This is a genomic window from Bacteroides faecis, assembly GCF_020091505.1.
In the GTDB taxonomy this organism is placed as follows: domain Bacteria; phylum Bacteroidota; class Bacteroidia; order Bacteroidales; family Bacteroidaceae; genus Bacteroides; species Bacteroides faecis.
Window position 1 is genome coordinate 6010512 of record NZ_CP081916.1, and the last position, 14265, is coordinate 6024776.

Sequence of the window (14265 nt, forward strand, 5' to 3'; positions counted from 1 at the left end):
CGTATGGGAGCACCTGTTTTAAATGGTCCTTTCGTGATGCCGATGTTCCGCAGCTTTGTGCCGCGGAAGATGCAACCGTGGATCTATCTCTTCATCGCCGTCACCTTCCAGCTTTCGGGAGGAGTATATTTGGGGGCATTGAACCATATGATCGGCGGCATGGCAGTGATGCGCGAGGATATCCTGATGTGTATGTACGCCAATCTGGCAGGAATGGCAATCTACTTCCCTCTGTTGTTCCGTATGAAGTTCCGTTTTACCAACAAGACACTGCTTACGTCCGCTGCACTGGGAGTGCTACTCTGCAACCTGATAGCGCCGCACATCACTTTCCTTCCGCTGTTGTGGCTGATATGCTTCATCGAAGGAATGTGCAAGATTCAGGGAACTTTCGAATGTATGTCCAACATTCAGTTATGGATGACGCCCAAGCGTGATTTCACAGTTTTCTTTCCGTGGCTTCATATCGTCATTCTCGGCAGTATCCAGTTGTCCGACCTGATCACGACCTATCTAATGTTTCATTATCACTGGACTTACATGAACCTGTTCATCGCAGGACTGATGCTGATCGTTCTACTGATACAAACCACTTGTATCAAGCATTTCCGGTTCATGCGCAAGTTTCCGCTGTTCGGCATCGACTGGCTGGGCGGAGCACTTTGGGCCGCCTTACTTGCCGAAATCGCTTTTCTCTTTAATTACGGCGACTGGTACGACTGGTGGAACAGTCCGGTGATCCGTCAACTGACGATAGCTATCCTGATCACTCTGGGATTCTGCATCTGGCGGATGATGACCATCCGCCATCCCTTTCTCGAACCTAAAATGTGGACTTATCGCCATTACTGGCCTTTGCTGGGACTGGTCACGCTGGTGGAAGCGTTTCTGGCAACCGAGCATGTGCTGGAAGAGGTCTTCTACGAAGAAGTAATGAAGTATGAAGAACTGGTAAGTGTACAGCTAAATTGGTTCGCCATCATCGGGATCGTAGCCGGTTGCGTATTCTCCTATTGGTGGATGCATATCAAACGGTATAATTATGTACGTCTCGTCATCGTCGGATTCATCGGACTGACCGGTTATCTGGCAGGATTTTATCTGACGCTTTCCACCGACATACATATTTCACAACTCTACCTGCCGACCATCTGCCGTGGCTTCGCTTATGCCGTATTGAGCGCCACCTTTATGGTGTGTCTGGAAGAGATCATGACTTTCCAGCATTTCTTTCAGGGATTAGGTGTGTTCAACATGCTCCACATGGTAGTCGGAGGCGTACTGGGCTGCGCAGTCTATGCACAAGGACTGGCTTACTACGTCCCGGATAATCTGGCACGTTACGGATCGGCAATCGATCACGTGTCGTTCAGCAGCAATCCGTTCAATCTCGGTCATTACATGGAAGAATTTATCAGTCAGATGATGGAAGTCAGTATCAAACAGATTTATGGATGGGTGGCTTATGCCTGCATCTTCCTGTTTCTGCTGTTGCTACTTTATGATTTCCCGGTCCGCCGTTCTCTGAAGAGCATGCCGAGCTGGAAAGACGTGGCGCGTGAAGTGAAAAACACATTCTGGCGCACCACACATACACCGCCCGGAAAAAAGGAATAACTATTATTACCTTCTCAAAATAACGATCATATATATAAGGAGTACAGATGGGCGGATAGCACCTTGTACTCCTTTATATTATAGCAGAAAATAACCTGCGGCTTATAGCGCTTCCCTTCCGCCATCTGCCGGAAAACAAACTATTTCCGGAACGTTTGTTTGTTCAGAATCAGTCATTTTGCTATAAAATTAATAGAATTTATCATCTAAAGACTACAATGTATAACTTTTATTCCTACATTTGCAGCCAAATGATAACTTATTAATAAAAACACCAATACCATGGCTAAAATAACCAAAGAAGCCGCTTTGCTCTACCATTCACAGGGCAAACCCGGTAAGATCGAGGTAGTTCCTACCAAACCTTACAGTACACAAACCGATTTATCACTTGCATACTCTCCCGGTGTGGCAGAGCCTTGCCTCGAAATAGAGAAAAACCCGCAAGACGCTTATAAATACACGGCAAAAGGCAATCTGGTAGCTGTCATTTCGAACGGTACAGCCGTACTCGGACTGGGTGATATAGGCGCACTGAGCGGCAAACCGGTGATGGAAGGCAAAGGACTGCTTTTCAAAATCTACGCAGGTATCGACGTATTCGACATCGAAGTGGACGAAAAAGACCCTGAGAAATTCATCGCTGCCGTAAAAGCAATCGCCCCTACTTTCGGTGGAATCAATCTGGAAGACATCAAGGCTCCCGAATGTTTTGAAATCGAACGCCGGCTGAAAGAAGAACTCGACATCCCTGTGATGCACGATGACCAGCACGGAACCGCTATCATCTCCAGTGCCGGACTGGTAAATGCCCTGCAAGTAGCCGGAAAGAAAATCGAAGATGTAAAAATCGTTGTTAACGGTGCCGGAGCATCTGCCGTATCTTGTACTAAATTATATGTATCGCTGGGGGCACGTCTCGAAAACATCGTCATGCTGGACAGCAAAGGCGTTATCAGCAAGACACGTACCGACCTCAACGAACAGAAGAGATATTTTGCCACAGACCGCACGGATATCCACACGCTGGAAGAAGCAATCAAAGGCGCAGACGTGTTCCTCGGCCTGTCCAAAGGCAACGTACTGAGCCAGGATATGGTGCGCAGCATGGCTCCGATGCCGATCGTCTTCGCACTGGCAAACCCCGATCCGGAAATTACTTACGAAAAAGCAATGAACGCCCGCCCCGACGTACTGATGGCCACCGGACGTTCCGACTATCCCAACCAGATCAACAACGTGATCGGATTCCCATACATCTTCCGTGGCGCACTCGACACGCACGCGAAAGCAATCAACGAAGAAATGAAAATCGCAGCAGTACACGCCATCGCCAACCTGGCCAAACAGCCTGTACCCGATGTAGTAAACGCAGCATATCATGTGAATAACCTCTCTTTCGGTCCGGAATACTTCATCCCGAAACCGGTAGACCCGCGCCTCATCACCGAAGTTTCCTGTGCCGTAGCGAGAGCAGCCATGGAAAGCGGAGTGGCACGCACGGAAATCAAAGACTGGGACGCTTACTGCGTACACTTGCGCGAACTGATGGGATACGAATCCAAACTGACCCGCCAGCTTTATGACACTGCCCGCCGCAGCCCGCAACGTGTCGTATTTGCCGAAGGTATCCACCCCAACATGCTGAAAGCTGCCGTCGAAGCGAAAGCCGAAGGCATCTGCCACCCTATCTTGTTAGGAAACGACGAAGCAATCGGTAAACTTGCCGAAGAACTCGACCTGAGTCTGGAAGGCATCGAAATCGTCAACCTCCGTCATCCGGACGAATCGGAACGCCGCGAACGCTACTCACGTATCCTTGCGGAAAAACGTGCCCGCGAAGGCTTTACTTACGAAGAAGCCAACGACAAGATGTTCGAACGCAACTACTTCGGTATGATGATGGTAGAAACCGGAGACGCAGACGCATTTATCACCGGACTTTATACAAGATACAGCAATACCATCAAAGTGGCCAAAGAAGTAATCGGCATCCAGCCCGGATTCAACCACTTCGGAACGATGCACATTCTTAACTCCAAGAAAGGTACTTACTTCTTGGCAGATACCTTAATCAATCGTCACCCGGATACGGAAACCCTGATCGACATCGCCAAGCTGGCTGACAAGACGGTACGTTTCTTCAACCATACACCGGTCATCTCGATGCTGTCGTACTCCAACTTCGGCGCCGATACTTCCGGCAGTCCTGTCAAAGTGCACGGAGCAGTAAGCTACATGCAGAAGGAATATCCCGAACTGGCCATCGACGGTGAAATGCAGGTGAACTTTGCCATGAACCGCGAACTCCGCGACGCCAAGTATCCGTTCACCCGCCTGAAAGGTAAAGACGTGAATACGCTGATCTTCCCGAACCTGAGCTCCGCCAATGCCGGATACAAACTGCTACAGGCCATGGACCCCGATACAGAATTTATCGGCCCTATCCAGATGGGACTGAACAAGCCTATTCATTTCACTGACTTTGAAAGCTCAGTCCGCGACATCGTGAACATCACAGCCGTAGCCGTGATTGACGCTATCGTTGACAAGAAGAAAAAGGAAAGCAAATGAGAAGACCGCTATCAAAATCACAAATAGTTTGCGTCAGCCTGCTTTGGCTGGCGCTTTGCTATTTAGTTCTGACAAAAGCCGAACGTATTGACGGTATGACGATAGTAATGCTTGTCATTTCGGCAGCATTAGTCTTTATTCCCGTCTATAAGTCGATAAAAAAGAATAAATAAATATCTTTTTTCCGAGTTTTAATGCAATAAAATATCAAATTTGATGTTTTATTGCATTTTTCTTTATAAAATGTTTGCTAGTTCAATTTTTATCTTTACTTTTGCAACCGCATAAAAGAAATAGATAATCGAAATTTAATCAACCAATAAAAGAAAAAAAGATTATGAATGCAGCAAAGGTATTAGACGATCTGAAAAGAAGGTTCCCCAATGAACCAGAGTATCATCAGGCAGTAGAGGAAGTACTTTCTACTATTGAAGAAGAATACAACAAACACCCGGAATTTGATAAAGTAAACTTAATCGAACGCCTGTGTATCCCTGATAGAGTATTTCAGTTCCGTGTAACTTGGATGGACGACAAAGGTAATATTCAGACCAACATGGGCTACCGTGTTCAGCACAACAACGCTATCGGCCCGTACAAAGGCGGTATCCGTTTCCACGCATCTGTAAACCTTTCAATCCTGAAATTCCTTGCCTTTGAGCAGACATTCAAAAACTCACTGACTACACTGCCGATGGGTGGTGGTAAAGGTGGTTCCGACTTCTCTCCACGTGGTAAGTCAAACGCTGAAGTAATGCGCTTCGTACAGGCATTCATGCTGGAACTGTGGCGTCACATCGGTCCCGAAACTGACGTACCTGCCGGTGACATCGGTGTTGGTGGCCGCGAAGTAGGATTCATGTTCGGTATGTACAAGAAGCTGGCTCACGAATTTACCGGAACATTCACTGGTAAAGGCCGTGAATTCGGTGGTTCACTGATTCGTCCGGAAGCTACCGGCTACGGTAACATCTACTTCCTGATGGAAATGCTGAAAACCAAAGGTACTGACCTGAAAGGTAAAGTATGTCTCGTTTCCGGTTCGGGTAACGTAGCTCAATATACCATCGAAAAAGTGATCGAACTGGGCGGTAAAGTAGTAACTTGCTCCGACTCTGACGGTTACATCTACGATCCGGACGGTATCGACCGCGAAAAACTGGATTACATCATGGAACTGAAGAATCTGTACCGTGGACGTATCCGTGAATACGCAGAGAAATACGGCTGCAAATATGTAGAAGGAGCTAAACCTTGGGGTGAAAAATGCGATATCGCACTGCCTTCTGCCACTCAGAACGAATTGAACGGCGACCACGCCCGTCAGTTGGTAGCAAACGGCTGTATGGCTGTATCTGAAGGTGCAAACATGCCTTCTACTCCGGAAGCTATCAAAGTATTCCAGGACGCTAAGATTCTGTACGCTCCGGGTAAAGCTGCTAACGCTGGTGGTGTATCTGTATCAGGTCTTGAAATGACTCAGAACTCTATCAAACTGAGCTGGAGCGCTGAAGAAGTAGACGAAAAGCTGAAGAGCATCATGAAGAATATCCACGAAGCCTGCGTTCAGTATGGTACTGAAGCCGACGGATATGTAAACTATGTGAAAGGTGCTAACGTAGCCGGATTCATGAAGGTGGCGAAAGCTATGATGGCTCAAGGTATCGTATAATCAGCAAAATATAAGAAAGCTATAGTCATTTTTTAAGATAAAGGCTCCCGCCTTCCGAAAGGAAGAGCGGGAGTTTTTTCATACCCCAATGCAGACAGTGGAAAAACAAGTAGAAGAGTGCAGGAAAGCATGTAGAAGAGTGCGGGAAAGCATATAGAAGAGCAGACGGCAGGAAGTACTTCATCTCTATGGATGATGTAGAAGAAAGAAGTGAATGAAGTACTCGGTCCGGGTGAAAGATGTACTTGAAAAAAAATATCGGAGACTTTAAAGATTATTCATAGTTATTTTCTATCTTTATATAGAAAATATCAGTTTGACAAGCAAGCAAAATCGATCTATCTTTGTTACATATTATAAACCCGGATAAAAGAATAAAGAGACTTCGGTTTATTTAAACTTTTCCTCCGACTAACATCTATTTTATGGAAGAAAAAAAACTAACTGCCGCGAATGGTCGTCCCATTGCCGACAATCAGAATTCGCAAACCGCAGGTCAACGCGGACCTGTCATGTTACAAGATCCATGGCTTATCGAAAAGCTTGCTCATTTTGATCGTGAAGTAATTCCGGAAAGACGTATGCACGCCAAAGGCTCGGGAGCTTTCGGAACATTTACCGTCACGCATGACATCACGAAGTACACCCGTGCAGCTATCTTTAGCGAAGTCGGAAAGCAAACAGAATGTTTCGTCCGTTTTTCTACCGTAGCCGGAGAGCGCGGAGCAGCAGATGCCGAACGCGATATCCGTGGTTTTGCAATGAAATTCTACACCGAAGAAGGTAACTGGGATTTAGTCGGTAACAATACCCCCGTGTTTTTCTTACGTGACCCCCTCAAATTCCCCGATTTGAATCATGCCATCAAACGCGACCCTAAAACAAACATGCGCAGTCCCAACAGCAACTGGGATTTCTGGACGCTTCTACCCGAAGCCTTACATCAGGTAACTATCACCATGAGTCCTCGCGGTATCCCTTATTCTTACCGCCACATGCACGGATTCGGAAGTCATACATACAGCTTTATCAATGCGGACAACCAACGTATCTGGGTAAAATTCCACCTGCGTACAATGCAGGGAATCAAAAATCTGACCGATCAGGAAGCGGAAGCTATCATTGCCAAAGACCGTGAATCTCATCAACGCGACCTTTTTGAAAGCATCGAAAAGGGAGACTATCCGAAATGGCTGTTCCAGATTCAGCTGATGACGGAAGAGGAAGCGGACAATTACCGCATCAATCCGTTCGACCTGACCAAAGTATGGCCACACAAAGACTTCCCGCTACAAGACGTGGGTATTCTGGAACTGAACCGTAATCCGGAAAACTATTTCGCAGATGTAGAGCAAGCCGCTTTCAACCCTATCAATACCGTAGATGGCATCGGATTCTCACCAGACAAGATGTTACAGGGACGTCTGTTCTCTTACGGTGACGCGCAGCGTTACCGCCTCGGAGTAAATTCGGAACAGATCCCGGTGAATAAACCCCGCTGTCCTTTCCACGCTTACCACCGCGACGGAGCGATGCGTGTAGACGGCAACTACGGCGCAGCCAAAGGCTACGAGCCCAACAGCTACGGAGAATGGAAAGACTCTCCTCATATGAAAGAACCGCCTCTCAAAGTAACAGGCGAGATTTACAATTACAATGAACGCGAATATGATGATGACTATTATAGCCAGCCGGGTGACCTGTTCCGACTGATGCCGGCAGACGAACAGCAACTGTTGTTTGAAAACACAGCCCGTGCCATGGGTGATTCGGAACTATTCATCAAACAACGCCACACACGCAACTGCTACAAGGCAGATCCGGCATACGGTGCCGGAGTTGCCAAAGCATTAGGCATTGATCTGCAAGAAGCCTTAAAAGAATAAAAGAACAGTATATCGTTTGTAAAAGAAAGAGCATGTTTCCATGAGGATTCATGCTCTTTTTTTCGGCAAGACAGTAACCAGTTGAATATCAACAGAATAATTCCCATTTTTATTTCTTTTAAAGAATCAGTCAATCCCCGGCATCAGAACAACGCCGAGCTTCTTCTTACCATCCATCTTGACTACCATCGGCTTTTCAAAACGGACGTGACGCAGGAATTTCGTTTCTTCTACGGCAGGCTGTGCATTGAGGAAGTCCTGATTGTAAACTCCGTCATTCATAAAGGCATTGATTGTGAAATACCCCACCCCGAACGAAGTAAGATTCTGGAAGAAGTGAGTTCCCTGACTCGGGTCTACCCGATAATTGGTCAAACCGGCTTCCACTATCACGCGGGCTGCAGAGATATGCGGCCACTTCACCGGAATGCCCAGCCATGTGTCGCTACTGCCCCAGCGTCCCGGACCTACAAGCACGTAGTTCCTTCCTGCATTGAGAAATTGCAGGTTCATCTTCTCTATTTCCCAAGCGATAGCCTGGTTATTCGAAGCACTGTATCCGTCCGTCTTGACGTAGACAATATCGTAAATATCGTTCATGACACCATGCCCCAATGAATTGTTGGAGCGAAGAATCGTATCTTCATCCGGTATCAGCGTCAAATCTTCGTCCAGCATTTCTTTGCTGTCTACAATCGGACGAATCTGTAACAGGTAGAACGTTCCCGTCTTATCCTGTTCGCGGCTCAGAGTAGCGGCAAACTCAATCTCTACCGGACGCCTCATTTCCTGTTCACCGTACTTCAAAACCAGTTGCAGGATACGTGCCAACGGGAAGACATCGTGTTGCAGGATATTGGCAAACGTTATCACCTTGCGTCCACCGGGATACAAACCATCACGAATAACCTGGTCATACGGGTCGTAGGTAGAAGCGATGTAACGTAACGAGCCGTCATTTTCCGCTTCCTTCACGTGAAGTTTCAACAGATTAAAGCCGTCGTCGATAGAGAAATCATGCCCTGCATTTTTCAAGTCCAAAGCGTAGAAACGGGTCTGCGTTTCCTTCAGAGCGATTTCCATTTCACTGGTCTGCAGCACCTGATTCGGGTGATAAGGAGAGAAACGAAGTGTCATCCCCCCGTCTACAATATATTTTCCTAGTCCAAGAGCCAGATTCACCGTACCTTCTTCCGCTTTTTCATCTCCTAACGGATAATAATTGAGCGAACGTGCCACGCCCGACATCGATGGATAGTAACGGTCTCCATATTGATTTCCCACGACCTCCTGCAAGATGACTGCCATCTTTTCCTGGTCTATCACATTCGACGTAGCCTGCATATAGGCTTTACTGTCTCTGAAATAAACCGACGCATAAACCCCTTTGATCGCATCGGAAAGCATACGGAGCATTTCATACCGATCGTCCAGATAAGGAATCATATACGTATTGTAAATTCCGGCAAACGGTTGATAATGCGAATCTTCCAACAAAGAAGAAGAACGAATGGCAATCGGTGATTTCACCACATCGAAGAAGGTGAAGAAGTCCTCTACCAGCCGGTCAGGCAATTTCGCTTTCAGGAAATATCTTAGGATCGTATCATCGTCGGCATCCGAAAGAGCAATCTGATAGAGATTGTTAGTCTCCATAAACTCGTCAAAAACGTCGGTACACAGTACCACCGTCTTAGGAATGGCTACTCTCGCATTTTCAAACTCCTCAAATTCGGGATACCGCTTCACCATATTATCAATGAAAGCAAGACCACGCCCTTTTCCTCCCAGCGAACCATCACCGATACGGGCAAAGTTGGAGTAACGGTCGAAACGGTCACGTTTGAAGACGGCAACCACTCCCTGATTTTTCATCTTCCGGTATTTCACAATGGCCTCAAAGATAATCCGGCGGTGTGCATCTACATCTTGAAGACTGGTCCATGTGATCGGCTTCAGAAACTCGGCTACCGGGAACATAGCACGCGAATAGAGCCAGCGCGACACGTGATTCCGGCTGATATGATACAAGAAGGACTCGGCAGGCACGGCAAACAGGATATTCTGCAGCTCTTTCAGATTCCGCACCCGGGCGATCTCCTCTCCTGTCTCCGGATTGCGGAACACAAAGTCACCGAAACCGAAGTTATCGGAAACGATACGCCGCAGGTCAACATCCATCTTTTTAGAGTTCTTGTCGATAAAGCTGGCACCGTATTTAGCGGCATACGAGGAGTTCTCCGATTCGGAAGACTGGATAATCAACGGCACGAACGGATCGTTCTTACGAATGGCGGCGCAAAGCTTGATACCTGCCAGACCGTCTTTCTCGCCCCGTTCCACTTTCGGGAAACGGACGTCGGTAATGACCCCTAATATATTATTCTGATATTTGCCATAGATTTCCATCGCCTCCTGATACGTACGGGCGAGAACGATTTTAGGACGTCCCCGCATACGAAGCGTGCGCTGATGCGCATTCAGGGCTTCGGTAGAAAACTCCTGACTCTGCTTCAACACGAATTTATAAAGGTTCGGAAGAATGGAAGAATAGAACCGGATGCCGTCTTCCACTAAAAGAATCATCTGCACACCCACTTCCTGCACATCGTGTTCGAGGTTCATCTTATCCTCCATCAGTTTGATAATAGAAACCAGCAGGTCCGTATTGCCCAGCCAGCAGAACACGTATTCAAATGCACTCAGATCTTCGTTGATAATCCGCTTTGTGATACCATGACTGAAAGGGGTCAGGATAACGATAGGAATATGTTCATATTTCTCTTTGATATGCCGCCCGATATCAAAACTGTCATTATCTCCCGTACTCGGCATACAGATCACCAGATCGAAAGACATATTTTCCAGTTGCGCCAATGCCTCCTCCTCCGTTGATACCTGCGAGAAACGGGGCGGATAACGAAGTGATAAAGAAGTATATTCATTGAATATCTTTTCGTCAATGCGTCCGTCATCTTCCAGCATGAAAGCATCATACGGGTTAGCAATCAGAAGAACATTGAAAATTCGCCGTGTCATCAGATTAGCGAATTGCGTATCTTTGAAGTAAAGCTGGTTTAATTTATATTTGCTGAGCATAGTTACTTTCCTTTTTTATTCCATCATGAAATTATTCACACTACTATCTACTTGATATTTACTTTGCAAAGTTAATTTTTTAAATCTCATTTTCTACCATCTTCTTTATAAAGTTTATTGGTTTATCGCTTATTATTTTGTAGATTTGTAAGTCTCCATTTTACTTTAAAGCGACTTTATTCACGTGAATAAGTAACTTTAAAGTGGATAAGACAGATATGTTGTTCGACAGAAAAACTATCATTTTATCATTATTTAATCAAAATATAGACAAGAAATCATTCACATTTGAAAAGTTTTCCTATATTTGCAACGCAACAAGCTTACATTTTATCAGAATAACCTTTTAAACTATAATATCATGAACATCCAGAAAATCATGTCCTCTTTGGAGGCAAAGCACCCCGGTGAATTAGAGTATCTTCAGGCAGTGAAAGAAGTTCTTCTTTCAATCGAAGATATATACAATCAGCATCCCGAATTTGAAAAAGCCAAGATCATCGAAAGACTGGTAGAGCCTGATCGTATCTTCACTTTCCGTGTCACTTGGGTAGACGACAGAGGGGAAGTTCAGACCAATCTCGGTTATCGTGTACAATTCAACAACGCTATCGGTCCGTACAAAGGCGGTATCCGTTTCCATGCTTCCGTCAACCTTTCTATTTTGAAATTCCTCGGCTTCGAGCAGACATTCAAGAATGCACTGACTACGCTTCCTATGGGTGGCGGTAAAGGCGGTTCGGACTTCTCCCCCCGTGGCAAGAGCAATGCGGAAATCATGCGTTTCTGCCAGGCATTTATGTTGGAATTGTGGCGCCACTTGGGTCCGGATATGGATGTACCTGCCGGTGATATCGGTGTAGGCGGTCGCGAAGTAGGTTATATGTTCGGTATGTACAAGAAGCTGACCCGTGAGTTTACGGGAACATTCACCGGAAAAGGACTTGAATTCGGCGGTTCGCTGATTCGTCCGGAAGCCACCGGTTTCGGCGGTTTGTACTTCGTTCACCAAATGTTGCAGGCAAAAAATATCGATATTAAAGGCAAGACAGTGGCGATCTCCGGTTTCGGTAACGTAGCTTGGGGTGCTGCTACCAAAGCAACCGAATTGGGTGCCAAAGTAATCACCATCTCCGGACCGGACGGATACATTTACGACCCGGACGGCATCAGCGGAGAAAAGATAGATTACATGCTCGAACTTCGCGCTTCGGGCAATGACATTGTTGCTCCTTACGCTGAAAAGTATCCGGGTGCGACCTTCGTAGAAGGCAAACGTCCATGGGAAGTAAAGGCAGATATAGCACTTCCTTGCGCTACTCAGAACGAATTAAATGGAGAAGATGCACAAAATCTCATAAAAAATAACGTTCTTTGCATTGGAGAAATTTCCAACATGGGATGTACGCCGGAAGCGATCGACTTGTTTATCGAAAAGAAAGTAATGTATGCTCCGGGTAAAGCAGTCAACGCCGGTGGTGTTGCTACTTCCGGTCTGGAAATGTCTCAGAATGCCATGCACCTGAGTTGGAGTGCTGCCGAAGTGGACGAAAAACTTCACGCTATCATGCACGGTATCCATGCACAATGCGTGAAATACGGCACAGAATCCGATGGATATATCAATTATGTGAAGGGAGCTAACATTGCCGGCTTCATGAAAGTAGCTCACGCAATGATGGGACAAGGCGTTATTTAAAAGAGACTTTGTTTAGTTGTATTTGTATTTGTGGTTTGCGCTGCTCGCCTCCTGTGACAGGACGCGGGTAGCGCTATTTTTTTGAGATTAACATTATTTTCAATGGAATTAATTATCTTTGTAGCATCATACAGTAAATAATTACTCGTGAGTTTGTTCTTGAAAATAAATAACTCGTAATGAATGAGTTATCATTCATGATTTTGTAATTAATAATTCGTAAACAATAAAAAATGCTACAACCCGAATTAAAACTCCGCCGTGACAAGATTCGCAGTCTGATGGTGTCACAAGGCATTGATGCCGCCCTCATTACTTGTAATGCAAATTTAATTTACACGTATGGCTGTGTAGTCAGCGGCTATCTTTATCTCCCTCTTCATTCACCGGCACTGCTGTTTTTCAAGCGGCCTAACAATATCACCGGAGAACACTCGTTCTCCATCCGCAAACCGGAACAGATTGTCGATATTCTGAAAGAAAAAGGTTTGCCTTTGCCCACTAAACTGATGCTGGAAGGTGACGAACTTCCTTACACGGAATATGTCCGGCTGGCAGGTTTGTTTCCCGAAGCCGAAGTCGTGAACGGGACACCGCTGATCCGTCAGGCACGCAGCGTAAAGACAGCTATTGAAATTGAAATGTTCCGTCGTTCGGGAATGGCGCATGCAAAGGCATATGAGCTGATTCCGAGCGTTTATCGTCCCGGAATGACAGACATTGAGTTCTCGATAGAAATTGAGCGCCTGATGCGTCTTCAAGGCTGTCTTGGCATCTTCCGTGTGTTTGGCCGCAGCATGGAAATCTTTATGGGAAGTGTACTGACCGGGGATAATGCCGGCTATCCGTCTCCTTACGATTTCGCTTTAGGTGGCCGGGGACTCGATCCCGCCCTGCCCGGAGGTGCTGACAAGACTCCGCTAAAAGAAGGACAAAGCGTTATGGTCGATCTGGGAGGTAACTTTAACGGATATATGGGCGATATGAGCCGTGTATTCTCTATCGGCAAACTGTCGGAAGAGGCCTACACCGCTCATCAGGTGTGCCTTGACATTCAAGAAAAGATTGCTTCAATCGCCAGACCGGGTGTTCCTTGCGAAACGCTTTATAACACAGCTATCGAAATGGCTGCTCAGGCAGGATTTGCCGATAGATTCATGGGAACGGGACAACAGGCCAAGTTCATCGGTCACGGCATCGGACTGGAAATCAATGAAGCGCCTGTACTTGCTCCACGCATCAAGCAGGAACTGGAACCGGGCATGGTCTTTGCCCTCGAACCAAAGATTGTTCTTCCGGGCATAGGTCCCGTAGGTATCGAAAACTCTTGGGTAGTGACCAACGATGGGATAGAGAAACTGACCAACTGTAACGAAGAAATCGTAGAACTGTCATAAAGTTAAGGAGTTGTCTCAAAGCCAGAAACGGCATATCATGATACTGTCAATGATAAAATAGTCTGCTGACTTTATTAAGTTGTTTCATTTATCTTAAGTGATGCTGACTACCAATGATAAGCCTATCAACATTTTGAGATAGTTTCTGCATGATTTTGAGGCAGTTTCTGCATGATTTGAAGCTGTATCCAAACATACAGATATTCAAGATTATAATAGGCACGGATTCCACGGATTTCACGGTTCTTTTATTAACTAAAACCGTGAAATCCGTGGAATCCGTGCCTAAATCTTAATTTACAATTATATTGAAGCTGATCT

At 46.1% G+C, this 14265-nt stretch carries 8 protein-coding genes; 7 read left to right on the top strand and 1 reads right to left on the bottom strand.

What is annotated here, in order from left to right:
- The first annotated feature begins 3 nt into the window (after positions 1-3).
- From K6V30_RS24015 to K6V30_RS24035, 5 genes are all read left to right on the top strand, one after another.
- Positions 4-1617, top strand: a complete 1614-nt coding sequence (locus tag K6V30_RS24015) for a hypothetical protein (RefSeq protein WP_022302460.1) — start codon at positions 4-6, stop codon at positions 1615-1617.
- A 282-nt stretch (positions 1618-1899) separates the two neighbouring features.
- Entirely contained in the window at positions 1900-4191 is a 2292-nt protein-coding gene (locus K6V30_RS24020; protein WP_010539146.1) for an NADP-dependent malic enzyme, read from the top strand.
- Positions 4188-4364: a hypothetical protein gene (locus K6V30_RS24025; protein ID WP_010539147.1), complete on the top strand. Its 177-nt coding sequence runs from the start codon at positions 4188-4190 to the stop codon at positions 4362-4364. The genes K6V30_RS24020 and K6V30_RS24025 overlap by 4 nt, the downstream gene beginning before the upstream one ends.
- Before the next feature lie 164 nt (positions 4365-4528).
- A complete protein-coding gene (locus K6V30_RS24030; protein ID WP_010539148.1) occupies positions 4529-5863 on the top strand; it encodes an NADP-specific glutamate dehydrogenase in 1335 nt (444 codons plus the stop codon).
- A gap of 425 nt (positions 5864-6288) precedes the next feature.
- Positions 6289-7749 carry a catalase gene (locus tag K6V30_RS24035; protein WP_055269815.1) on the top strand — a complete coding sequence of 487 codons (1461 nt, stop codon included), beginning with the start codon at positions 6289-6291 and terminating at the stop codon, positions 7747-7749.
- A gap of 126 nt (positions 7750-7875) precedes the next feature.
- Here K6V30_RS24035 and K6V30_RS24040 read toward each other — a convergent pair whose 3' ends face one another.
- On the bottom strand, positions 7876-10848 hold the full coding sequence (locus K6V30_RS24040) for a PEP/pyruvate-binding domain-containing protein (RefSeq protein WP_022302462.1): 2973 nt from the start codon (positions 10846-10848) through the stop codon (positions 7876-7878).
- Between the two features lie 361 nt (positions 10849-11209).
- Here K6V30_RS24040 and gdhA point away from each other — a divergent pair, with 361 nt between their 5' ends.
- Both gdhA and K6V30_RS24050 read left to right on the top strand, forming a co-directional pair.
- The gene (gene gdhA, locus K6V30_RS24045; protein ID WP_010539151.1) at positions 11210-12547 is read left to right on the top strand and encodes an NADP-specific glutamate dehydrogenase; all 1338 of its coding nucleotides are present in this window, start codon (positions 11210-11212) and stop codon (positions 12545-12547) included.
- A gap of 233 nt (positions 12548-12780) precedes the next feature.
- Positions 12781-13944: a M24 family metallopeptidase gene (locus K6V30_RS24050; protein ID WP_010539152.1), complete on the top strand. Its 1164-nt coding sequence runs from the start codon at positions 12781-12783 to the stop codon at positions 13942-13944.
- The last annotated feature ends 321 nt before the right edge of the window (positions 13945-14265 follow it).